The 24,451-nt window shown below is 42.7% G+C and carries 21 protein-coding genes and 1 other annotated feature; of the genes, 12 read left to right on the forward strand and 9 right to left on the reverse strand.

Annotation, left to right across the window (positions count from 1 at the left end):
• Positions 1-26: 26 nt before the first annotated feature.
• The 3 genes from NYE35_RS13265 to NYE35_RS13275 all read left to right on the forward strand — a co-directional run bounded on the left by NYE35_RS13265 (position 27) and on the right by NYE35_RS13275 (position 3,429).
• On the forward strand, positions 27-566 hold the full coding sequence (locus NYE35_RS13265) for an HXXEE domain-containing protein (RefSeq protein WP_076179024.1): 540 nt from the start codon (positions 27-29) through the stop codon (positions 564-566).
• Positions 567-705: 139 nt separating this feature from the next.
• Positions 706-1,773, forward strand: coding sequence for an ABC transporter ATP-binding protein (locus tag NYE35_RS13270; RefSeq protein WP_036686331.1), 1,068 nt, complete (start codon positions 706-708; stop codon positions 1,771-1,773).
• A 189-nt stretch (positions 1,774-1,962) separates the two neighbouring features.
• Positions 1,963-3,429 carry a family 43 glycosylhydrolase gene (locus NYE35_RS13275; protein ID WP_341121191.1) on the forward strand — a complete coding sequence of 489 codons (1,467 nt, stop codon included), beginning with the start codon at positions 1,963-1,965 and terminating at the stop codon, positions 3,427-3,429.
• An 83-nt stretch (positions 3,430-3,512) separates the two neighbouring features.
• Here NYE35_RS13275 and fabF read toward each other — a convergent pair whose 3' ends face one another.
• Positions 3,513-4,751 carry a beta-ketoacyl-ACP synthase II gene (gene fabF / locus NYE35_RS13280; protein ID WP_341121193.1) on the reverse strand — a complete coding sequence of 413 codons (1,239 nt, stop codon included), beginning with the start codon at positions 4,749-4,751 and terminating at the stop codon, positions 3,513-3,515.
• 127 nt (positions 4,752-4,878) lie between these two features.
• Between fabF and NYE35_RS13285 the strand changes: the two genes are divergently transcribed.
• Complete coding sequence (locus NYE35_RS13285) at positions 4,879-5,739, forward strand: helix-turn-helix transcriptional regulator (RefSeq protein WP_036686336.1); 861 nt, start codon at positions 4,879-4,881, stop codon at positions 5,737-5,739.
• A gap of 60 nt (positions 5,740-5,799) precedes the next feature.
• Here the strand turns inward: NYE35_RS13285 and NYE35_RS13290 are convergent, their stop codons facing one another.
• Together NYE35_RS13290 and NYE35_RS13295 are read right to left on the reverse strand one after the other, a co-directional pair.
• Entirely contained in the window at positions 5,800-6,087 is a 288-nt protein-coding gene (locus NYE35_RS13290; protein ID WP_341121195.1) for a hypothetical protein, read from the reverse strand.
• Between the two features lie 162 nt (positions 6,088-6,249).
• Positions 6,250-7,395, reverse strand: a complete 1,146-nt coding sequence (locus NYE35_RS13295; RefSeq protein ID WP_076179028.1) for an MFS transporter — start codon at positions 7,393-7,395, stop codon at positions 6,250-6,252.
• Positions 7,396-7,586: 191 nt separating this feature from the next.
• Between NYE35_RS13295 and NYE35_RS13300 the strand changes: the two genes are divergently transcribed.
• A complete protein-coding gene (locus NYE35_RS13300) occupies positions 7,587-8,351 on the forward strand; it encodes an exodeoxyribonuclease III (RefSeq protein WP_341122458.1) in 765 nt (254 codons plus the stop codon).
• A gap of 67 nt (positions 8,352-8,418) precedes the next feature.
• Here NYE35_RS13300 and NYE35_RS13305 read toward each other — a convergent pair whose 3' ends face one another.
• Entirely contained in the window at positions 8,419-9,858 is a 1,440-nt protein-coding gene (locus tag NYE35_RS13305) for a serine hydrolase domain-containing protein (protein ID WP_341121197.1), read from the reverse strand.
• Between the two features lie 87 nt (positions 9,859-9,945).
• Entirely contained in the window at positions 9,946-11,082 is a 1,137-nt protein-coding gene (locus NYE35_RS13310) for a VanZ family protein (protein WP_094902736.1), read from the reverse strand.
• A 152-nt stretch (positions 11,083-11,234) separates the two neighbouring features.
• Here NYE35_RS13310 and NYE35_RS13315 point away from each other — a divergent pair, with 152 nt between their 5' ends.
• From NYE35_RS13315 to NYE35_RS13325, 3 genes are all read left to right on the forward strand, one after another.
• Positions 11,235-11,582 (forward strand): hypothetical protein, encoded by a 348-nt coding sequence (locus NYE35_RS13315; protein ID WP_341121200.1) that lies wholly within the window; start codon positions 11,235-11,237, stop codon positions 11,580-11,582.
• A gap of 103 nt (positions 11,583-11,685) precedes the next feature.
• On the forward strand, positions 11,686-12,144 hold the full coding sequence (locus NYE35_RS13320; RefSeq protein ID WP_339211833.1) for a hypothetical protein: 459 nt from the start codon (positions 11,686-11,688) through the stop codon (positions 12,142-12,144).
• A 104-nt stretch (positions 12,145-12,248) separates the two neighbouring features.
• A complete protein-coding gene (locus NYE35_RS13325) occupies positions 12,249-13,481 on the forward strand; it encodes an aminopeptidase (protein WP_036686346.1) in 1,233 nt (410 codons plus the stop codon).
• A 69-nt stretch (positions 13,482-13,550) separates the two neighbouring features.
• Here the strand turns inward: NYE35_RS13325 and trpS are convergent, their stop codons facing one another.
• Positions 13,551-14,546 carry a tryptophan--tRNA ligase gene (gene trpS, locus NYE35_RS13330; protein WP_254924608.1) on the reverse strand — a complete coding sequence of 332 codons (996 nt, stop codon included), beginning with the start codon at positions 14,544-14,546 and terminating at the stop codon, positions 13,551-13,553.
• A 102-nt stretch (positions 14,547-14,648) separates the two neighbouring features.
• Positions 14,649-14,931 (reverse strand) — a binding site (T-box leader).
• A gap of 197 nt (positions 14,932-15,128) precedes the next feature.
• Between trpS and NYE35_RS13335 the strand changes: the two genes are divergently transcribed.
• Positions 15,129-15,554 carry a hypothetical protein gene (locus NYE35_RS13335; protein ID WP_036686349.1) on the forward strand — a complete coding sequence of 142 codons (426 nt, stop codon included), beginning with the start codon at positions 15,129-15,131 and terminating at the stop codon, positions 15,552-15,554.
• Between the two features lie 150 nt (positions 15,555-15,704).
• Here the strand turns inward: NYE35_RS13335 and NYE35_RS13340 are convergent, their stop codons facing one another.
• Entirely contained in the window at positions 15,705-16,088 is a 384-nt protein-coding gene (locus NYE35_RS13340; protein ID WP_036686351.1) for a winged helix-turn-helix transcriptional regulator, read from the reverse strand.
• A 224-nt stretch (positions 16,089-16,312) separates the two neighbouring features.
• Between NYE35_RS13340 and NYE35_RS13345 the strand changes: the two genes are divergently transcribed.
• On the forward strand, positions 16,313-16,849 hold the full coding sequence (locus NYE35_RS13345; RefSeq protein WP_094902732.1) for a sigma-70 family RNA polymerase sigma factor: 537 nt from the start codon (positions 16,313-16,315) through the stop codon (positions 16,847-16,849).
• Positions 16,842-17,963: a DUF4179 domain-containing protein gene (locus tag NYE35_RS13350; RefSeq protein WP_094902730.1), complete on the forward strand. Its 1,122-nt coding sequence runs from the start codon at positions 16,842-16,844 to the stop codon at positions 17,961-17,963. Before NYE35_RS13345 ends, NYE35_RS13350 begins: the two co-directional genes overlap by 8 nt.
• A gap of 745 nt (positions 17,964-18,708) precedes the next feature.
• Here the strand turns inward: NYE35_RS13350 and NYE35_RS13355 are convergent.
• On the reverse strand, positions 18,709-20,904 hold the full coding sequence (locus NYE35_RS13355) for a pectate lyase family protein (protein WP_341121204.1): 2,196 nt from the start codon (positions 20,902-20,904) through the stop codon (positions 18,709-18,711).
• 167 nt (positions 20,905-21,071) lie between these two features.
• On the opposite strand from NYE35_RS13355, the gene NYE35_RS13360 reads away from it, so the two are divergent.
• Entirely contained in the window at positions 21,072-22,643 is a 1,572-nt protein-coding gene (locus tag NYE35_RS13360; RefSeq protein WP_038570486.1) for an ABC-F family ATP-binding cassette domain-containing protein, read from the forward strand.
• Positions 22,644-22,645: 2 nt separating this feature from the next.
• Here the strand turns inward: NYE35_RS13360 and NYE35_RS13365 are convergent, their stop codons facing one another.
• A complete protein-coding gene (locus tag NYE35_RS13365) occupies positions 22,646-24,451 on the reverse strand; it encodes a cache domain-containing sensor histidine kinase (protein WP_341121206.1) in 1,806 nt (601 codons plus the stop codon).

The following is a 24,451-nucleotide window of genomic DNA, read 5'->3' on the forward strand; positions in this document are numbered from 1 at the left end:
TGAGTAGGAGAAGGGAGAGGATTCACATGTTTGAGTGGCTAAGTGTACATATAGATATCGTAAGTTTGCTGTGGCTGTTGCCGATCCTATTTATGTTTCATGATTTTGAAGAAATATTAACGATTGAAGCATGGGGTGCAAAGTATAGAACCAGGTTAGAGGCTGCAATTCCTTCGTTTATGCGCAAGACATATCATTCGATGTTACAAATGACTACACGTAATTTTGCAATGGACGTATTATTCGTGTATATTTTGATAGTGACGGTAACTTGTATTGCAGTTTTCTTTTCTAATTATTTATTGTACCTGGCAGTGCTTGCGGTATTTTTCTTACATGTATTTACTCATCTAGGACAGACGATATATTTAAAGGTATATGCACCAGGGGTAGTTACAGCAGTACTAGTAGTTCTTCCCTATTCTCTTTATGCGTATTATCGACTATTGAATGACAACTTGGTATCCCTTGGAGATATCGGATGGTCTCTACTGTTAGTTCTTTTGCTGCTTCCGCCAATATTGTGGTTGTTAGTGAAGAATAGAGCTCGCATTAAACAGAACTAGTACATAAGGCTGCTGCTGGCCATATCTTTTTCAGAAAAATCTTGACTAGAACCCTTAGAACTAGATAAAATAATACTTATTGCTTACAACTTGGTGAGAATCATTATCATAATTGACGAGGAAATGAGAGGGTGACAAGATGGAGCGCCTTTTAGAGGTAAAAGATCTAGCGATATCATTCAAAACACACGGTGGAGAAGTACAAGCGATCCGTGGTGTTAGCTTCCATGTAGATAAAGGTGAAACTCTAGCGATTGTTGGAGAATCCGGTTCCGGTAAAAGTGTAACTTCACAAGCGGTAATGAAGCTAGTTCCAACGCCGCCAGGAGAATATAAACGTGGACAAATTTTATTTGATGGACAAGATTTGATCGGTAAGACTGAAAAGCAAATGCAGAAGATTCGTGGTAAAGAGATCGGTATGATTTTTCAGGATCCGATGACTTCCTTGAACCCGATGATGAAGGTCGGCAGACAAATTACTGAAGTACTGCACAAACATGAGAAAATCTCCAAAGAAGCTGCAAATAAACGTGGGATTGAGCTGCTTACGCTAGTAGGTATTCCTTCACCAGAGCGCCGCTTCAATCAATATCCACATGAGTTCAGTGGCGGTATGCGTCAACGTGTCGTTATCGCAATGGCACTTGCAGCAAACCCAAAGCTTCTGATTGCGGATGAGCCAACTACAGCGCTCGACGTAACCATTCAGGCACAGATTCTTGACCTGATGAAGGAATTACAGAAGAAGATTGATACGGCGATTATTTTTATCACCCATGATCTTGGTGTTGTAGCAAGAATGGCGGATCGTGTAGCGGTAATGTATGCCGGACAAATTGTTGAAATGGGAACTGCAGAAGAGATCTTCTACGATCCAAGACATCCTTACACTTGGGGATTACTTGCATCCATGCCAAGTCTTGAGAGCAAAGGTTCTTTGCTTACCGCGATACCTGGTACACCTCCAGATTTGATCAAACCGCCTAAGGGTGATGCCTTCGCACTTCGCAGCACCTATGCTATGCAAATCGATATGGAGAAAGAGCCTCCAATGTATAAGGTTTCGGATACCCATATGGTGAAATCTTGGCTAATGCATCCGATGGCTCCTAAGGTGGAACCACCAACAGTTGTTAAGAATAGACAACGTGTGCTTAAGAACGCTTATCCAGAGCCTGTTTTAGTGCAAGAAGGCGCTAAGTAAGCAACTTGTTTTAACTAAATAATAAGAGGAAACGTTAGGCCATTTAGTTGGCTTAGCGTTTTTTTTATTTTCTAAAATGTTCACTATTATTTAAATAAGTGTGAATTAATACGAACTTAATTAAATAAAAGGGTTGACTATTTATCGTTTTCATCTCAAAATGAAAAGGCATACATAGGGGGTATAACGATGAAGAAGATAATTATTACTACTTTACTTAGTGTTTCATTATTAGCTGTAACCGCATGCAACAACGAGTCGGCTAACTCTGGCAACACAAACAGCGGACCTGAGCCTGTTCAGCCTGTCTTTAAAAATGTTTCTGTACATGATCCATCCATTATTTTGGCTGATAATAAGTACTATGTGTTTGGCTCTCATTTGGCTTCTGCTAAATCCGACGACCTGATGTCCTGGACTCAATTGTCCTCTGGAGTTGTTGATGGAAACGTACTCATCCCGAATGTCAAAGAGGAATTAAAAGAGGCCTTAACCTGGGGAAAGACGGACACCTTATGGGCTCCGGATGTCATTCAATTGGCGGATGGCAAATATTATATGTATTACAACGCTTGTAAAGGCGATTCCCCATTATCAGCACTCGGTATAGCCGTGTCAGACCATATTGAAGGACCTTATAAGAACAAAGGGATCTTTCTGAAGTCCGGTATGGTGGGCGCAGGGGATGACGGAGAAACTTATGATGCCACACAAAAGCCGAATGTTGTAGATCCGGATGTGTTCTTTGATAAAGAAGGCAGATTGTGGATGGTGTATGGTTCTTATTCTGGTGGTATTTTTATTATGGAACTGGATACAAGCACAGGATTCCCACTGCCAGACCAAGGTTATGGCAAAAAGCTTCTAGGCGCAAATCATGCGCGGATAGAAGCTCCCTATATGCTGTACAGTCCTGAGACGGATTACTACTATCTGTTCTTATCCTACGGAGGTCTGGCTGCAGATGGCGGATATAACATCCGTGTAGCTCGCTCGAAGACACCTGATGGACCTTTTGAAGATTCTGAGGGCCAGGATATGATCCATTCACAGGGCACAGCTGGCGTATTGTTTGATGATCCTGCTTATGCTCCTTACGGAGTTAAACTCATGGGGAATTTCGAATTCCTGAATAATGACGATGAGCTCCCAGTAAGTGGGGAAGGATATGTATCACCAGGACATAACTCCGCATTTTACGATGAAGAGACTGGCAAGTATTATTTGATCTTCCATACACGGTTCCCGAATCGTGGTGAAAAGCATGAGGTTAGAGTACATCAAATGTTCATGAACGCTGATGGCTGGCCGGTGGTCGCACCACACCGTTATGGCGGCGAGACCATTGATAAATATACGAAAGAGCAAATCGCAGGCGAATACAAATATGTAAATCATAATAAAGAGATTACGGCTGATATCGTGCAATCAGAGCTAATTCAATTGACGAAGAGTGGTAAAATCAAAGGCGCGGTTAAGGGCAAGTGGAAGCTTATCGACGATCATACTGCGGAGTTAACAATAGGTGGTTCTACTTATAAGGGTGTGTTCCTGAAAGAGTGGAATGAAGCTACAGCCAGTAATGTTATGACGTTTACTGCGGTTTCTAATGAAGGAATCTCTATCTGGGGAAGTCATGTATCACCTTCGGAATAAGCTTTTGTAAAGGATTAACAGCAGAAGGGGTTTCAACTAGTCGTGTTAAATGGCTAAGTTGAAACCCCTGTTATAATGTAAGATCAGTCTTCAAACTTACGGATTACAATAACAGCATTATGGCCACCGAAACCAAATGAATTGGAGATGCCTATTTCGAGATTAGCTTTTCGTGCAATGTTAGGTACGTAATCCAAATCACAGATGGAATCAGGCGTGTCCTGATTGATGGTAGGAGGAATGATCCCTTCTTGGATACTCTTAACTAACGCAATGGCTTCTAAGCCGCCAGCGGCCCCCAAAGCATGTCCAGTCATGGACTTATTAGCGGTTACGGGGATGTGGTACGCATGCTCGCCAAATAATTTTTTAATCGCTAGTGTTTCAGAGTGGTCTCCTACTACTGTACTTGTCGCGTGTGCGCTGATTACATCTACATTGTGAGGCTGGAGATTAGCTTCATTTAGCGCTAACTTCATAGCTTGATAGGCACCAATTCCCTCTGGATGAGTGGCAACCATATGATAAGCATCAGAGCTAGCACCATACCCGATCACTTCGCCGTGAATCTTGGCGTTTCTACGCTGAGCATGGGAGAGTGACTCTAGAATGACTATGCCGCCGCCTTCACCGATTACAAAGCCATCCCGTTCTCCATCGAAAGGACGACTCGCTTTCGTAGGCTCCTCATTTCGTGTAGATAAAGAGGTGGCATTCCCAAAGCTGGCCAGCGAGATGCCAGTAATAGCAGCTTCAGAACCCCCGGCTATAACGATATCCGCACCGCCATAACGAATTAAACGGAAAGCCTCGCCAATCGCAGTATTGCCAATAGAACAAGCTGTTACTGGAGACATGGTCGGGCCGAGAGCTCCAAATTTAATGCTGATCATTGCCGCAGCCATATTGGAGATCATCATGGGAATTAAGGTAGGGCTAACTCGATCAGGACCACGATCCTTCAGGACCGTACCTTGATCCATCAAGGTCTGAATTCCTCCAACGCCAGATCCTACATAAACGCCAAGTCTCTCCTTGTCAATCTTATCAAGCTGGAGACCAGAATGTTTCCAAGCCTCTTCAGTAGCTGCGAGGGCAAACTGACTGAATCTGTCCATTCGGCGTGCCTCTTTACGGCCAAATCTGCCCTCGGCATCGAAATCACGTACTTCGCCAGCAATCCTCGTCTTAAAACCTGTTGTATCAAATGAAGTGATCGGGGATATACCCGACTCACCAGAAATTAGCCGATCCCAAAATTGCCCGATTGTATTCCCAAGTGGTGAGATTAAGCCCATGCCTGTAATCACTACGCGTTCCATAATGAACCTCCTCAGCTAGTGTATACTAGTATTTTTTCATTTTACTTATCCTATTACAAGTTATCGTTTATCCTAGTATAATTTGTACTATACTAAAGGAACAGGAATCCCAAAGTGGAGGTAGCTTATGGCTAATCAAACAAGATTACAAGCATTATCCGATTTTTTGAAAGCACGTCGTGCGGCCATTTCACCAAGCTCTGTAGGCTTGCCGGAAGGCACACGCAGAAGGACGCCAGGACTCCGCAGGGAAGAGGTTGCACAGCTTGCAGGGGTAAGCAGCACCTGGTATACGTGGCTTGAACAAGGCAGAGATATAAAAGTCTCGTCATCTGTTTTGGACTGTATTGCCACTGCACTTAGGCTGACTAAAGACGAGCGGAAGTATCTTTTTGCACTGGCTTTAGAAACTGGAACCGGCACCACACCCTATCCGCAAGATGAATCTTCTGTAATTAGTCCTTCGCTGCAGAAAATTTTACAGGAACTCAAATATTGTCCTACGATAATTTCTGATAGACGTTGCGGGATCGTCGGTTGGAATGATGCTGCCGCGCATGTTTTTCTTGATTTCTCAAAGCTGCCCATCGAAGAGCGGAATATGATCCGATTGTTATTTGTTCGTAAGGAGTTCAGACGCTTAGCGGTGAATTGGGAACAGTTCGTCAGCGGTTATCTTTCTATCTTCAGAGCGTATTACGGACAGTATGTAGAGGATCATTGGTATGATGAATTTATAGAGGAATTGAAAGAATTGCATCCGGCTTTTAATGAGATGTGGGAGCAAAGTCGGGTTAGTTCGGCCCCGGATGTGTTACTAGAATTCAGACATGCCAAGGCGGGGAAAATGTTATTTCATCTTACCTCTTTGCAGGTTCATGGCAGTGCCGATTTACGATGCAGCATCTATACTCCTGCGGGAGATTCGAATACTGAAACCAAGCTAAAGCAGCTTATGGAGCAGCATACAATAGAAGGATTAAGCTAGATTCACATAGAGAAGCATCCCTAGCTGAACTTTCAGCTAGAGATGCTTAATACTACACTATTAGAAATCTGATGTTGAAATTTCAATAGTTCCGAATGTGGTGCCAGCAGGAGTGCTTAAGAGTGCAGCTACCAAAAGGGCATGAACTGCAAGCGTAAGGCTATTGAACGCTGGAATCGTGTATGTGATAACTGGAGCATTCACACGAGTGATTACTAAATCTACTGGGAAGTTGGAGTTATTGTTCACAGTAACAGCAGCGTTAATACCACCTGAAAGGTTTTCATAATAAGATTTACCAATGACAGGGGCTAAATTGAAATATTGAATCGGTAATACGATGGCCATAGTAACGACCTCCTTTTCGTTTGATAGGATATTCTATGTTGAAAATCTATTAATGCTAGAGCGAATGCCATGGTGAATTAGCACTTTTTGATAGAAAAAACCGGGGATGTCCTATAGCCATTTAGAAAGTGGCTGGGACAACCCCGGTTTATTTTGGTACACTTAATTCGTTTTTTTTCGATAAATCAGATACAGTATCAATCCGAACAGCATGCCGACAAACGACATCGCGGAGATCGTTAAGTAAAGAGCTTTACCCCCAAAGGCATCATATAATGCCCCGCCAGCATAAGAAGCCAGGATACCTGATACACCGAAGAACAACAGTGCAAGTACGGTCTGGCCTGTAGCACGCCATTCCTCGGGTACAATACTGTACAGGTATTGAATAGCAGCCGAGTAGAACACAGGGAAGGTAAGAATTTGTAGAATCTGCAAATAGGCTAATAAGTGTGGATCAGTGATCCAAGCTGAAATAAAGAAACGAAGGAAATAGAAGCCTCCGGAAATCGATATGATGATCAGTTCTTTTCCTTTACGCAACCACCAGAAGCTTAATGCAAAGACAATGATTTCACTTATTGCCGCGAGGAAAAACGATTGGCCTACCAATTGAGGACTGCCACCAAGCTCACGAATATAAACTCCAATAAATGTATCGTTCATTCGTGCGGGTACAGAGCTAATAAATATGAGCACCAGAAACATCAATGTCTTTTTGTTGCCAAAAAAGTGCTTGAGACTATCCAGCGTGACCGGTTTACCTGTGACGGGGGCATCTGGCATGTTCCAGCTTACTATAAAGCTTATAAGGCAAATGGCAACAAACAGAAGAGCTATACCATGAGAGCCGAAAAAGCCGAGCACATAGCCAGTAATCAAAGCCATTACACCATAACCTAGCGCACCATATGTACGGATAGAACCATAGCTAATTCCAGCCGCCTCAGAGACTCGGAAATTCAAGCTTTCTGTCAGCGGATCAATGGGCATCAAGAAGAAATACAGCAGCATAGCAAAAAGAATGAGAACAGCATAACTGCTGGAATCGAACAAAAAGTATCCGGTCACCGCTGAGCATAACAGCAGAGCTAACAGCACTTTGCGGATGGTTTTTGTTTTATCACTAATCATCCCCCATAAAGGTTGAGCAATGATGGTAACAAAACCACCAGTTCCAATAATGAAGCCGATTTGCGATGGGCTTAGACCTTGTTCACTTAGATAGACTGGCAGAAAGGGAATAAACATGGCCAGCAGAGCAAAATACAAAAAGTTAAACCCTCGTAAAAGATTTGGTGCATTCATAAGTTTTTTTACCTCACGTGTTAGAAAATTTGTATAGAGTCAATTTTGCTATTGTATCATGGATAGTAAATGATTAGGATATAAATCTATTCGCGGAATTGCTCAAGATGACCCTAATCCTCTATAAATTTCTGGTCGTTATATGATAAACTGGTTACTATCAAAGCAAAATGCAAGGAGAAACGTTAATGATAAAGTTGGTATCATGGAATGTGAATGGCCTTCGGGCCTGTGTGAAAAAAGGGTTTGATGAATATTTTAAGGAAGTAGAAGCAGATATTTTCTGTGTTCAGGAGACAAAGCTGCAAGAAGGGCAGATTGTTCTGGAACAGAGTGAAGAATACAATCAATATTGGAATTATGCAGTGAAAAAAGGGTATTCAGGCACAGCTATATTCACCAAAATCAAGCCGATCTCTGCGAGATACGGAATGGAAGAGGATGAAGAAGCGGAAGGCCGGATTATTACGCTGGAGTTCGAACATTTTTATCTAGTGAATGTGTATACACCAAATGCCAAACGAGATCTGGCTAGATTGGATTACAGAATGGAATGGGAGGACCGCTTCCGCAATAACCTTCTGGAACTGGACAAGCTAAAACCAGTCGTTGTATGCGGCGATATGAACGTAGCCCATCAGGATATTGATATCAAAAATGCTAAAGCTAACCGCGGAAACTCTGGCTTTACCGATGAAGAAAGAGGGAAAATGAGTACGCTGCTGGAGTCCGGCTTCATAGATACCTTTAGATATTTTCATCCAGAGCTTGAAGGCGTTTATTCATGGTGGTCTTATATGCCGAAGGTGAGAGAACGGAATGTAGGCTGGCGGATTGATTATTTCCTAGCTTCTTCTAGACTTGCACCTAATCTGTTGGAGGCCCAAATCGATTGCCACATTATGGGGAGCGATCATTGCCCGGTCATCCTCAAGCTTGCTGATTTCACAGACTAGAATCGAATATTTAAAAGGCCGCTAAGTCTCTTTAAAGGACGAAGCGGCCTTTTTTATTCATTAAGAATTATAGTCTGCCAATGATCTCAGGGAATTCAGTCGGTCCCATATTCACATTAAACTTTTGTTTAAGAATTAGCTGATTCTCTAGTAAGATTATTTCAAGAGTTATGCAAAAAGGCATTTCAATAAACAATAAAGTGAGCTGTAGCTGATCATCAGCAACCCAAGTAAAGCTGGACATGATTCGGTTCAAGGAAGCATCAATGACCTGTGCGAAGCTTTCGAGCCATTCCCCTCGACCAAGACAGATCACAGAATCCTCTCCAGTCTTAAATTGTAAAGTAACTGCAGCTTCGTTGTTATTGAAAGAGATAGAGAAGGTGTCCAAGGCAAATTGGTTGTCATCGAGCTTATAGGTTAAGCTGTTTATTCGATCTTCTTGTGATGAAGATGGCTGCAGTTGTGGCGGTTGGATAGATAAATATTTTAATTGTTCAACCAAGTGGGCAGAAGCAGCAGGCTCTAATGGCAAGGGTGCTTGCTCCATCGCGGGAAGCAGATGTTCCCACACAGCATTCAACATTCCTTGTATACTGTCTGATGCAGCAGTAGTAATAATTACGGCATCTTGCTCCGGAAGCACGACACAGAGTTGACCGAAGGCGCCATCTGCCCGGTAGGCACCGTGCTGGCATTGCCAGAACTGATACCCATATCCCATTGCCCAGTCATGATCGCCTTCGCCATTGGAAATATGTTTGGAAGTAGCCTCATTAATCCACTTTTCAGGCAGAACCCGTTGATTATTCCAGATTCCTTTTTGTAAGTATAGCTGGCCGAATTTAGCGATATCCTCGGTTGTAATGTTTAAGCCAAATCCCCCTGTGTTAATTCCGCGTGGACAAGACTCCCACGTTGCGCCGTGAATGCCCAGAGGAACGAAGAGGCGTGGTTCTAAATATTCTAGCAGTGTTTGGCCAGTAACCCGTTGAAGGATCGCGGCCAGCATGTAAGTAGCACCGGTATTATATAGGAAATGTGTACCTGGTTGTTTCTCGACCGGGACGGAGAAGAAAGCCTTCACCCAATTCCCGTCTGCACTTTTGCGAAGTGTGTCCATAGTATCCACGACATGCCCGGTACCCATCATCAATAGATGTCTGATTGTCATATTGGTTAGATTGTCTGTGATTGGATCAGGAGCATCTTCAGGGAAAAAGGATAGGACAGAATCATCAAGGGTGACGAGTTTCTCTGTAACAGCAAACCCGATTGCGGTTGAGGTGAAACTTTTGCTAAGTGAAAATAACATATGCGGAAGATCGGACCTGTAAGGGGCCCACCAGCCTTCAGAGACCACATAACCATGTCGAAGTAGCATAAAGCTGTGCAGGCCTAAATTTTGTTCCTCTACTGCACTAATAAAGCTGGATATTGCGGTTGATGAAATGCCCTGTTCTTCTGGAAGACTTCTAGATAACCGCAAGCTGCTTGTAGTTTCCATACGCTCATCTCCTAAATTTTGAGAATGCTCACCTCCTAATTCTATAATAATTTCCAATGTTAAAATACCCTTTAAAAAATAACTAGTTTAGCTTTCTACAGGGCTGTTGCGGGATACATCAGATTGGAGCCGTTTCTCTGGCCAAGAAATAACATGAGAAGTTTGACTTAGTTTCTCATATATTAGCTGAGTTTCTTTTTTGAATATACTAATGACTAAATGAATAAAGAAAGCCAAGTCTATCAATAGAACAAACAGATGAATAAGCATATTCCATACGGAGGAAAGATGCCCTAGAAGGGCGGAATCAAGCAAAAGAGAGTGAATCCCAAGCAGCAACCAATATAGCAGGCCATATCTGAGCATCAGAGCCCAGAAAAAAGCATGATTCCCGCTGCTCTTCACCCGAATCCGCACCATCCATTTCCCTAAGGTCCGTCCGCCCGTGAGAGCCGGAACAAGCATGAAGTAAATACCAGTTACAATCCAGAAGGCAGCTTTTATATCGAATCCGAAGAGTACCCCAAACCCGATGCTCCACACCATACTATCGATTAGAAAAGCTATTCCTCTGCGGGTATAGGAGACTCTTTTGGCAGAGCGGTCAATGTTTGTATCCAGTTGTTCTATACGTGGCAATAGCCCGGAGATCCAAATGGAAATTCGAAATCCAAAGATTCCTCCGATTGTGTTGGTAATGAGATCATCGACATCAAAAAGACGGTAAGGATGATCGAAGAAACCGTAAATCCCTGTAATCTGCGTGATCTCAAAGGACAGGGAAAAGGCAAAGGATAGTAGAATGCACACGACCCAGCGTGTACGAAAATAATAGCCCAGAAACATTCCAAACGGTACGGTCAATGCAACGTTAAAAATGACCTGTAAAAATGCAGGCTCACGCAGTAATGACCAGTAGGTCGAGATTTGATCAGGGATGATCGTCGATCCATCCACAATATCCTGAATAAATTGAAGGGGAATGAATTGGACGATACTCCCAGAAGGTGCAGCATTGTGCCGGGAGGATGGAAAAGGAAGCAAGACTAGAAAATAAGCGTTCATCAGATAGAGCAGCAGCAGATATAGGATTAAAGCTCTAAGCTTATGTATATAGCCATGTCTACGGTATTGTACGATAAGAAAAGGAAGTGTGAAGACCAGCGCTGCTATTGGAAACATCATGAACGCATACGAAATTGGAAATAAGTACGAATGAAACATAGGTCACCTGCCGTGGTATTGTTTTTATAAGAAATTTGACTCTACTTGGAAATAAGCTATCCCCGGCTCATTATAAGTTTTTATGATAGGGAACTCAACTAATTTATCCAACGTTTCCGGCATACATATGTCTATGAAGGAGCGTGAAGTGGATGGAGAAAAAGCTTCAGCAGTATTATCGGCTCAAGCAAAAGCAAAAAGATATTGAAAAAGAATTGGCCGAGCTTCGTCAGGATATTTTAAATTATTGTAGTGAGCAGGAAACTACCGAGACTGAAATTGGCAGCTATAAGGTGAAGCTGGTCGTGCAAAACCGCAAAGAATATGATGATGCAAAGTTATATGAGACCTTATCGGACCCTGAAGTGTGGCGTTTGCTCTCCAAATCAGATCCGGCAAAGGTGGCAAGCTTGACCAAGTTGAATGTAATTTCAGAGGATAAAATCATGCATACTTATGCTTTGAAGACCGTAACACTGCTACAGGTGGATAAAAAATAGTGATTCAAGTGAGCGGTTCCTTGTGGGAGCCGCTTTATTTGGCTGATAACTGTCCAGATTAAGGAAATATGTTACAGTATTAGGGTAGAAGGGAGGTTGAATAGTGAAAAAAATAATCATCGGAGGCGTCATGGGCTTAACGATTTTACTTTTTTTCTTCTTTATTTTGCAGCATAATAATCAATCACTTGAGGTGAAACCGGAAGTTCTGTTCCCAACAGCGGAATACAGGGTGACTGATAGTAGTGCTCCAGGATTACCTATGCTTATAACTGCTGAAGGGGCGAATGTTATTAAGATACAGGCTACGTCCGGCAATTTATTGTTATGGAACCCCCCTGACTACAAGGTGCATAACAAAGGTCTTGAGCTGAAAATCAAATCTGGAGATCAAATTTATTGGAGTCCAATGGATGGAAAGAATAAACAAATAGATGAGCCTCAGGATACCAAGATCATAGTGATTGCTTACCATAATGATAAGCAAATCGGAACGTCCATTGTAGAGATTCATAAGAATGATCTAGGTGTCTATACAGGGGAAATACCTGAAGTGAAGTAACTGAGAATCTAAATCGAATCGCAACTATCCTCGTTTTGCGTTAAAATAAGAAGTGAAGCTGACCGAGTGCTTATAGCAACCCTAGAGATGGAGGAAGAGAATTCATGAAAGATTTTGAAGTAATGCTGGAGAAATACGCGAACCTAGTTGTAAAAGTAGGAGTAAATGTACAGCCTGGACAAGTCCTTATGGTACATGCACCGATAGAAACCGCAGAACTTACTCGCTTGATTGTAGCGAAAGCCTATGAAGCGGGAGCTAAATATGTAATTGTTGACTGGGACGATGAAGCAACCACACGGATCCGTTATGAAAAAGCCCCAGAGGATTCTTTCGATTACTATCCACAGTGGCAGGCTGAGATGATGGAGAAATTCGCGGAAGAAAATGGTGCCATCTTACATATTAAAGTACCTGATCCGGAACTGTTTAATGGCATTGATTCTTCTAAGGTATCTAGAGCAGTCAAAGCAGCAGCTATTGCTCGCAAGAACTACTCCAAATATACTCGGAACAGCAAAATCAGCTGGTCTCTGGTCAAAGCGCCAACACGTGCTTGGGCGAACAAGGTTTTTGCCGATCTTCCTGAAGAAGAGCGGGTAGAGGCGATGTGGGAAGCTGTATTCCAGATGAATCGTGTGGGCAGCGATGATCCGGTAGCTGCTTGGAGAGAGCATATTGGTCAGTTGAAAGAAAGTCAGGATAGAATGAACGCTAAACGTTATAAAAGCCTGCATTACCGTGCTCCGGGAACGGATCTGCATGTAGAGCTTCCGGAAGGCCATTTATGGCGCGGGGGTGGCGGTGAGAATGATAAAGGTGTTTATTTTGTTGCTAATATGCCAACAGAAGAGATTTATTCCATGCCCCATCGTACTGGAGTGAATGGCACAGTTAGAAGCACGCTCCCTCTTAATTTGAATGGACGTTTAGTTGAAGGACTTTCATTCACTTTTGAAAAGGGGAAAGTCGTAGCTTATGAAGCTGAATCCGGACGCGAGCATTTAACCTCACTGCTGGCAACGGATGAAGGTGCATCTTATCTAGGAGAAGTAGCCTTAGTGCAGCATGATTCTCCAATCTCTCGCTTGAACCGCATTTTTTACAATACAGGGATTGATGAGAATGCCTCCTGCCATTTCGCGCTAGGAAGTGCTTATCCTGTAAATATTGAAGGCGGCACAAAGCTTACGAACGAAGAGCTTGTGGCTAGAGGAGCTAATGTCAGCTTAACTCATGTCGATTTTATGATCGGTTCAGCAGAGCTGGATATTGACGGAGAGCTGGCGGACGGCACGATTGAACCCGTATTCCGCAAGGGAAATTGGGTGTTGTAAGGAGAAGAAAAAAGCCGGATCTCTTCCAATGAGCTTCCGGCTTTTTTTGAGTGCCTATACTGGACATTTTTAGATTGAAAAATAGTTAAGACTCATAGCCTCACGTACTTCGGCCATTGTTTCCTGAGCAATGCTGCGGGCATGCTGTGTTCCAGAGATTAAGATTTCCTGCACAAGCTTGGGCTTAGTAGCATAATAGGAACGACTCTCTCGCATCGGTTCTATAAGCTGATCTAGAGCTGTCGAAATCAACTGTTTGCAAGCAGAACAACCCATGGTACCCCGCTCACAGCCTTCACGAATTTCGGTTACCCCCGCTGAGCGAAAAGCACCATGATAAGCAAAAATAGGACAGATATCTGGATGTCCAGGATCATTTTTATGCACACGCGCTGGATCGGTTGTGGCTTTTCTTATCTTGAAGGTGATTTCTTCCTTAGTGGAGTCCAGCTCGATGGCATTGCCAAGGCTTTTACTCATTTTAGCGTTGCCATCCGTACCCACAAGTCTCGGCGTCTCACTGATCAGCGCTTTGGGTTCCACCAGTATCGGGCTGTACAGCTCGTTGAATCTGCGGACGATTTTGCGGGTTAATTCCAGATGGGGGAGCTGGTCTTCTCCTACAGGAATGATCGTTGCTTTACAAAAAGTTATGTCAGCAGTCTGACTAACTGGATAACCTAGAAAACCGTAATACAATTCATCTAAGCTGGAATTTTTTGATTCGGCTTTAATCGTGGGATTATGCCGTAAAGAATTCACAGTAACAAACATAGAGAACAAGATGGTCAGCTCTGCGATTTCAGGGATCATCGATTGAATAAATATAGTTGTTTTCTCCGGATTTATACCCGCAGATAAATAGTCCAGTGTGATCTCATGCAGATGTTGACCCAGCAGCTGCGGACGATCAAAATGGGTCGTTAGGGCTTGAATATCCGCTAAAAACACAAAAGTTTCATATTGCTCCTGAAGGGCTACTCGGGTCTGCAAGCTGCCGGCGTAATGGCCAAGGTGAAGCTTTCCAGTCACTCGATCTCCTGTTAAGACACGTTCGTTCATCATATAAATTCCTCCTGATATTTAGCATTTGGTTACACTCGAGTCGCCACCACCAGCCATCATCCATGGCCATCACCTCCTTTAAATGACAAAAAAACCTCATCCAATAAGGACGAAGTTGTCGTGGTACCACCTTAAATGATCGTGTCACCTTACGATTCTTGGCTTTCGATCTTCTCTTACCTGTACGGAGAGGTTGAATTAATTCTCGATACAGGTCCCTTGATAACGGCGGGAACCCCGGTTTTCCCTACTGCATCCATTAAGATAGTTCGGAAAAACAACTATAAAGGCCATTCGAGCATACGCTGGTCACCGGTTCGCACCTACCACCGGCTCTCTGAAGACCATGTTCGTCTGCCTACTTACCCTTTGTCATCGTTGTTCATGATATGTGAATTATTGTAATTCTGAACAGGGGTGTTGTCAATGAGTGGAAATCGTATGGTGATTGATGAGGTATCTAGGTTTATATGATCTAGCAAAGTATACCTTAAATGTATATAATCATCAGGAATTTAGTCCAATCTATCATTGCGGATTCACAATATACTACTCTATAACCTTGAAATGGAGTGATGATAAATGGCGACAATAATAAGTTATGGGTCACAGGCAAAAATCCCGTTAGATCCGTTTACTACAGCTATAACGGTTGCAGGGATTCCTGGAGCTGGAGCGGGTCTAGCCACAGCGCAAGTAAATATTAGTCCGGCTAATCCGGCTTCTTTCTCCAGTAGAGTCGAGTTAAATGGTAGTTTTAGTCTTACTGCACTTGCTAATAGCCAATTTCTTGTTATCATCCGACGAGCTGGAGTCGATATTTATAGATCCTTTTATCGTTTTACTACTATTACTGATATTCAATTAAGTGCTCAGTGGGTTGATGGTGCTTATATTGGAGTCCACAACTATGAATTGGTAATTCAGAATGATAGCAACTTGCCTATAAATCTATTTGGACCCATATCATTCACAGCAACTGCTATTGGAGGAGAGGGCGTAATTTAAGTTATGTTCCTATGCGCCATTCAAGGGACGGGTGAATCAAAGCTTTGGACAGTTGAATCGATCTGATTCAGCTGTCCTTTTTTCATGAACGTATAATTGAAGTACAACTCTCGCAGCATAAATATCCAACCATACCCTTGATAGAGCGGTTTATTTATTTAAAATGTTATCCTCTAAAACAGCGTATTTATCGCCGAATTGCTTAATGATATGTTGTTCTCCCCAATTACATAATGCAGTCAAAATATCGCTTAAACTATCACCATATTCACTAAGCTCGTATTCTACTTTTGGTGGAACCTGATTATAAACAATTCGGTTGATGATTCCATCTGCCTCAAGCTCGCGTAGCTGCTGGGTTAACATTTTTTGAGTAATGCCGGGCATCAACTGTTTTAACTCGGAGGTGCGTTTTTTGCCATGAGTTAAATGACATAGAATTACGCATTTCCATTTCCCTCCGATGACCTCTAGTGTGGCTTCAACAGAAATATTGTATTTTTTCTTGACAGTTGTTGTTGGTGTTGTTGTCATGATAACCTCCATGGTATGGGTACTTTTTAGTACCTATGGCACTTTTAAGTGCGTACTATTGATTATGTCCAATTTAACCTATCATAACATTTTTCGTTCAATTTTTATAGAATGCTATAATTTAGAGAGCTTTGGGCAAAAAAAGTTAAACGAAACAAAAACCGTTTCTATACCTCCCCCGTCTTAATCTATGAAAGGTTGAAGAGGGGAGGCTAAGGAAGGACATGACGATGACTAATGCAGAAATGAAAAAAGTAACGATTCTTGATACTCGGAGCGAGACGGATTTTTACGATTCGATATTGGTACATAGAGAACAACTGTACAGTATTGCTTATAGTTACTTGCGGAACCGAAACGATGCGCTGGAAGCGATGCAGGAAATGACTTGCCGGGCCTGGATTAAAAGAAAAACATTAAAGGACCCCAAAGCATTCAAATCATGGATTATTCGAATTCTAATTTATGTCTGTATAGATGAACAAAGACGAAGAAAACGTTCCATGCCGCTGGTAGATGAAAGAATAGGAGAACAGGTCACACATATTGGCCATCATCGGATGGAAATGTTGTGGGCACTTGAGCAGGTTAAGCCCAAGTATCGCCATGTGCTGCTGCTAAAATACTACAACGATATGACCTTGACTGAGATCGCTAACATTATGAATAAACCCGAGGGAACGGTTAAGACTTGGCAGCATAAAGGGCTCAAGCAGTTGCGAACCATCATAAAGAATCGGGGTGAATGGAACCATGAGTAGTCAAGAGGAGCTTGCCATGTTAAGCGATGCCGAACGTATCCCACAAGAACAAAAAATAGAGAATGCAGCCGCTCAAATCTATGCGATCCAAGCAGGCTTGGAATTAGGCAAGAAACGTGGCAGAAGGTTAATGTTCACAAAAAGCGCGATGTCTGTGCTGGCGACTGCAGTGATGATAGCGGGCCTGCTGTTCTTCAATCCAACCCAGCTGATGCCACAGCAAGGGACTTCGAGTGCTGAAACGTTCGATTGGGGCGTATTGGAGCCTTTTAAAACATTGGCTGCAGCTGATATTGATGCTCTTACTTTAGAGTCTGCAATCCGGAATGATTATGTACAAATCGTTAATAAGAGTGCTGAATCAAATGGATATAAAATTACTCTGAATGCTGTGCTTGCTGATGAAAACAAAATCATGCTGCTGTATACAGGAACAACAAGTGATGGTCAGGAAGTGTACAGTGTAAATAGTGTGAAGCTGACAGATGCTGAAACTGGACGAGATGTAATGGAGGAGAATGGGAATAGAGGCGGAATGGGAGCACACGCAGAGGGAACCATATATACTTGGCTCGGCAAAACTGTATTTTCACTGGACCGAAATAAACCAAAGCCAACAGACGTAGTGGCGGATTTTCAGATTGCCTCTGTAGACCCGGGAATGTTAAGTAAACCGAAAACAGGAACGGTTTTATCTGACATGCGGTATTCTGATCGTTTAAAAGTAAACTTCTCTATTGATCCTAAGTTTTGGGAGCTGAAGACGGAGACGTTAGTTGTGGACCACCCTTTCAAAATTGACGGACAGGAAGTAAAACTAGCCGAAGTCGAGCTTTCTCCGTTAAGCATAGCGCTCAAATTTACGATAAATGAGGAATTGCAAACGGATTGGATCGTCCGAAATGAACTGTTTCAAAAGCTCCCCTATGAATTAACTGCGCAGGTTGGGAAGCACGACATTAAAATTAATCCGAATTCTGGTAGTGGAGCTGATGATGGATTTATAAGTTACTTCAGCAGCAATGTGTTGGACCACCCGAAGTCACTGCGTTTGAAGCTTAGTGCGGGGGCAGATCGAGAGAAAGAAGAGTATATTGATATTCTGAAAAAATGAGCGGTAAGCGATATTAGTGAATATGCGTTGGAAGTCGTAATATAGAAAAAGGCCGCTGGTTGCGGCCTTTTTGTTATTGTTGGGACATTATACTAATTTTGTGAGTTACCATTAACACCAAACGCATCACTTGTTAATGAGAACAAACTCCTAATGCTCCTATCGGGACTGTATGTGCATAATGCTCCTCACGGGCTACAGGCTCTTAATGTTCCTCAGGCTTCTCACGTTTCACAGGCTCCTCATGTTTCACAGGCTCCTCATGTTCTCAGGCTCCTCACGTTTCTCAGGTTTCTCATGTTCCTCATGTTTCTCACGCGCGTAACACTCCTAACGGACTGTATTGCAACTATTTTGGCTTTTTTGACCATTTTGCTGAGTTTTCGGACTGCATAGCTCTTATTGGTCTAAATCCACACCAAAATTAAGCATATTGGGTTGAATAGCTGCATCTGAGTCCGATAGCACTGCGAAATGCCCGGATTCTTCGAAATAAGGGCTCCTGAGTCCGAACCAACTGGCCTCGTAAATACTGCACAGTAAACAGTAAATCACCGTCTGAGCGTCTTAGCTATTTCGGCAGAACAAAAGTGGCGTTAGTGCGGTACAAAAGTTTGCTAATCTGGCGCTAATATGGCGCTAATATGGTGCAAAGGTGGCGCTAATGTGGCAACTAAGTTAGTAACTTTTCTCGTTGTAGTTATGGGAGTATGTGTTCAGTGATTAGTTAGTCGCATTAGTCGAATTAGTTACTGTAACTTGTTTTCAACCATTCCTCGTTTGACCAGGACAATTTGCCAGCCCCTGAACCGTCAACAGCGGTAAGTCTAGATTTTAGACTAACTGGGTCATCTGAAGTGTAGCTATAAGGTAGTGTTGTGAATCCGTTCCATGCAAATGCTTTAACGGCAGCGGGTGCAGGGGAGAGAGGGCTGTTCTTAGATGTACTGTCTCCTCTGAATGTTGCTCCATCTAGTGAATAGATCGTATCTAAAGCTGCGATTGCACCCGTATATTTGCTATTACTCGCATCCGCTTGATTGTTGCGAAGTGGATTCACTACATCAATGATTACAGAACTTTCAAGTAATACAGCTCCTCCTTCTGTCGAGATTGCTCCGTTACTTGTAACCCCGAAATGATACCCCTTGCTTGAGATCGCTTTTTCCATAGCGGAGTTTAGACGTTTTTTAGCCAATCTGGTATCTTCGTTGTCCATTACAATGTTATAGGCATGCGCATTACCACTACGAAGGCGGGGCATGCGGTCTTGTATATCTTTATAGTAGTTGTGATGGAGCGTCACAGAAAGAAGCGCATTATCAGCTGCAAATTCTGTTGCGCCTATTAAATGGCCCTTTTTTTGACTAGCGGCAATCGCAATGATGTCGTCTTTACTTAGGCCAACTGAGCTGCTTCTTAAATAAGCGTACATGGGATAAGCAGCCTTGTTGGCTTCCATAGCATTAATTTGCTGAGTAACCCAGCTGTTTGCGTTTCTATCATCCCCTAAGAAGGAAGACCATGAAATGGTGACGCCGTTGCTGCCTTTTTTAACATCGACAACTCCGTCATAAGATTTATTGAAGGTGCAGTGGTCGATCCATACGTTGTTGCTATTCTCAATGGTGATGTAGTCCCAGTCGTTTTTATCGTAATTTCCTTTGGTTGCTTCATCCCATTCCCACAGCTCATCAAATTCAAGGTTGCGGATGATGACGTTAGAGCTTCTTTTAAAAGTAAAAGCGGCATGTTTAATGGTTGCACCCTTAGCAGAGAAAATGGTCAAACCGTCGAAGTTGTCTATAGACACTTTGCTGACACCAGTCTCTATTAATACGGGATGTGTTAAAGCACTGTTATGAGCGCTAAATGGGGAGATCTTTGCCGCATCAGAAATTTCATTCCATCCCAGATCCAAGTCGTTCATAATTTCAATAACCTTTATTTTGGATCCTTTTCTCAGTGTAGTGGCAAGATCTTCTGCGCTATATACCTTTTTATAGAGTGGACTGGTTTCTTGGATATTTCCACCACCTGTTGTTCCTGTGGCAAACCCAGCCAAATCATATTCACTAACCTGTACCGGTGTAGGCGTTGGTGAAACAGTTGGTATCGGCGTAGCAGTAGGTGTTGGTGTGACAGTCGGAGTCGGTATTGCAGTCGGTATCGGTGCAGCAGTAGGTGTTGGTGTAGCAGTAGGTGTCGGCGTAGCAGTAGGTGTTGGTGTAGCAGTCGGAGTCGGTATTGCAGTCGGTATCGGTGCAGCAGTCGGAGTCGGTATAGCAGTTGGTGACGGCGTGACAGTCGGTGTCGGTGTAGTGCCATTGGTGTCAGAAACGGTCACGTTGTCGAACATCGTAATTGTCTTAAAGGTAACGAGCCCTGCTGTACCTTTTTTTAATTTGGAATCGGAAGCTGAGAGCTCCAGCGTATCATTTACATACATGTTGATGGTATTTCCGCTCATTTCAAGTTTTACATTATACCAAACTCCTGTTTGCAGAGTGTAGGGTTTGCTGGTCAAAGTTGTAGTAGATCCAGAAACCTTTTTTCTGATTTCCAGCATGCCATCATTATTATTATACAAAGAAGCTGCATAAAAATTATTTCCATCTATGTATCTGCCTGCAACATAAGTTCTGTTTGAGCCATTAAAATCAACTACTTTTACATCCGCTTCCACAGTGTAATCGCTCCAGGCTGAATCACCTGCAGAAGTACGTCCTTCTTTTGTGGCAGACTGGTAATATACGCTGTTGCCTTCGTCCTCAACAATAGTCCAATTCCCACTAGTGGATGTCCATAGATTACCGCCCTCTTCAAAGCGGTCTTGGAAGAAGGTAGAAGCACTTGCCGGATACACAATAAAAAGAGAAAAGAGCAGGGTTATGCACATAGTAACACTCACATTTTTCTTGATTGATTTTAGCAAACTCATTGTAATCCTCCTTATGTATTTATAAATTTATATTAATATAAATACATATATCGGAAATAAATATAAGTAATAATATGATTATAAAGTCCTTTTTTTAATTAGTGCTATAATAGCTTTTTGGGTATTCAACGATGAATTCTGATCTATACGAACTAGGAGTGATAGACTTGAGCGTAATCCGAATGGAGAACGTAACTAAGAAATATGAGAATACATTGATCTTTCGAGATATTTATTTTCGTGTGAGCAAGGGTGAACGTATTGGCTTAATCGGACGAAATGGAGCAGGTAAATCTACTGTTTTTAAGCTAATAATGGGAAAAGAGGAGCCAACGGCAGGAAAAGTAGAATTAGATCCCAATGTGAAGATCAGCTACTTCTCTCAATTTTCGGAGCTTTCCGGGTCTTTGTCTGTACAACAAGAGTTAGAACTTTGCTTCGAAGAGGTAGCACGCATTGAACAGGAGCTTAACCAAATAGGAGAACAGCTTGGGCAGGTGTCGGATGATGTCCAGATGAATGTACTTTTAGAGCGCCAAGCTGAGCTTTTTGGACAAATGGAGCATTTGGATGGCTGGAATGTATCTGTGGAAATCAATACGGTGCTGACTAAATTAGGATTCGATGAGAGATCGCGGCATCAACCTGTAGAGGAGTTATCCGGAGGCTGGAGGAACCGCGCGGCACTGGCTAAAGTCTTAATTGAAGGGCCTGATGTTGTATTGCTCGATGAGCCTACTAACTTTTTGGATATGGAAGGGATCGTATGGTTGGAGCAGTGGCTGCACCGTTTCAATGGGGCGATGCTTCTGGTCTCTCATGATCGGCAATTTATTGACAGAGTGGTCACGCGGACGATAGAAATCGAGAACTATCATTTCCAGGAATATGAAGGGAATTATACCGATTACGTTCGTAAAAAGAAGATGCGCAAAAAAGTGCTCGATCGGCAATTTGAGTGGGAAGAAGAACTTCTCCTTATGGAGTCTGAGGCCATTGAAAACCGCGGTAGTAAGAAGTCCTCTAAGGATCGTCTTTCGCGTAAGCTAACGGATATGAAAAAACGAGTGGAACCTCATCCAGTTAACGTATTAATCACTGATATTTATAGTAATTTACGTTTTCCTGACAAGCTGGGGGAAGTGAAGCGGATTGGACAAAGTTATGATGGCCGCTCCATCTTCCAGAACATTAGCTTCGATATTCAAAAGGAAGACCGGATAGCAATCGTGGGTCCGAACGGCAGCGGAAAGTCGACACTCATCAAAGTACTGACTGGACAAGAAGCACCGGAATCGGGGGAAGTGACTTGGGAACGCGGGGTCAGCTATGCGTACTTTAATCAGATGTGGGATGAGCTGGATCATAAAGATACTGTCAGCCATGCCGTAAATGTTTATGGACTGGGACTGGACGCACCGCGGAAAAAGGTGAATAAATTTCTATCGATGCTGCAATTCTCGGAAATGGATCTGAGTAAAACGATTGGCAGCCTTTCAGGTGGACAGCAGGCCAGAGTGGCTTTAGCGAAATGCCTTCTCTCCGGAGCTGCTGTCATTATTTTAGATGAGCCCACTAACCATTTGGATTTAACTAGTATTCAGGTGATGGAGCAGGCGTTGATTCATTTTCCTGGCGCTGTAGTAACAGTTAGTCATGATCGGTTTTTTATTGATAAAATAGCGACGAAAATGCTCACCTTTGATCCTAAATTAGGCATTACTGAGCAAAATGTCTAGGATTACGCGGGAAGACGGATGATCACTGTCGTTCCTTCACCTACGTGACTGGAAATTTCAATTCCATATTTTTCGCCAAAATGAAATTGAATACGATCATGAACATTTTTAATGCCAATATGTTCCTCATCTAAGGTATCTGAGGGTTGAGAGAGACGGAAACGAAGCTGTTTAAGTTTCTCTTCCTCGATGCCAATGCCGTTATCTTTAACGATAATCAGCATATCATCCCCCGATATCACCGAGGATACCTCAAGCAGACCTGGTTCACTGCGACTTTCTAGGCCGTGTACGATAGCATTCTCTACGATGGGCTGCAAGGAGAAGTGCATGACCTTAACGATCTCGCATTGCGGATCTAGCTGTTCCATATACTGTAATTTATCCCCAAAACGTAACTGCTGAATTTTCACATATAGCCGGACATGCTCAAGTTCTTCGCGCAAGGTAACGGTGATTTTCCCAGTCTGAATATGAATCCGAAACAATCTGCCCACGATTCCCACCATCTCGCCAATCTCTCTTTGCCCATTGATGATGGCTTTCATTTGAATTGATTCAAGGACATTTGCCAGAAAATGAGGATTGATTTGGCTTTTGAGCGCACCATACTGGGCTACCTTTTGTTGAGCCTTGGCCATCGATGATCGCTCAATATAGTTTTGCAAATCTTTTACCATTTTACGAATTCCATTATATAGAACCCCAAATTCATCTTGGCGGTTACTGTACAAATCCACATCGAAATTACCCATCCCCACCAGCTTCACCTTCCGGCTTAACAGAATAATAGGTTTGGTTACGCGTTCCGAGAGGATATACATAAATAAGAGTGCAGTGACAAGCGATAAGAGCGCTAAGGTTAAAATGATTTTGCCAAGAAAAGAAGCCTGCTTAGTCATCTCTTTTTCATCAATATATTGAATGACCTTCCAGTTGGAGTAAGGAGAAGTAACAAAATTAATATACGAATCCTTGTCATCAAAAGTACCATATAAGCTTCCGGCGTCGTTTTTCATAAAAGTATTAAGCACCTGTTTGTCGATGGGGATAGGCTCTAAAGGACTCGTCTCCAATGAATCTGAGCTATAAACGTTGCCTCCTTTATCGTCTAAAATAATGAATTTCCGCTTGCTATTCTCGGACAGCTTTAAGATTTCCCGTAATGAATCCAGCCGGATATCAATTAACATGACACCTAAGGGCTGCTTGCTTCCTTTTTTATTAATGACTCTGGCGATGGAGATAACGGATTGTTTGGAATTGGTGCGATAGAAGGGGAGATGACTTCCAAATAGGATTACACCACCCTTTTTTTGTTGCGTCTGTAAATACCAATCCTCTTGGGTGTAGTCCTTCACATCATAATCCGCACGATTGAAATTGGCGGAGTAGAATACACGTGACCCCGCGAAAATCTGCACACTGTCGACATTTTTAATCGTCATTTCAATCCCGCTGATGAACTGTTCAATCGTGTTTCCATACTGAATACTTAGATCATTCCCGATATTATCTTTGTTGATAGTCCAATGCTCGAGGGCGGTTTGTAATTGACTATCTACTTGGGCATTAAGGGTCCCTTTTTCAATACTTTGCAGATACTGGTCGATGTTGAAAGAAAGATTATTAAGGATGAGATTAGAGCTGCTTTGATATTCATTTTTGACGGCTTGATTTGAAAAAATATAGATAATCGCGGATATAATCAGCAAAGGAATGGTAATGGTCAGGATCATCAGCACAAAAATCTGCCGATTGACATGCCGCATCCGATAACGCTTTTTTGGCTGGTTTATTTGCATCAT

Source organism: Paenibacillus sp. FSL L8-0494, from assembly GCF_038003695.1.
Lineage (GTDB): Bacteria > Bacillota > Bacilli > Paenibacillales > Paenibacillaceae > Paenibacillus_AQ > Paenibacillus_AQ odorifer.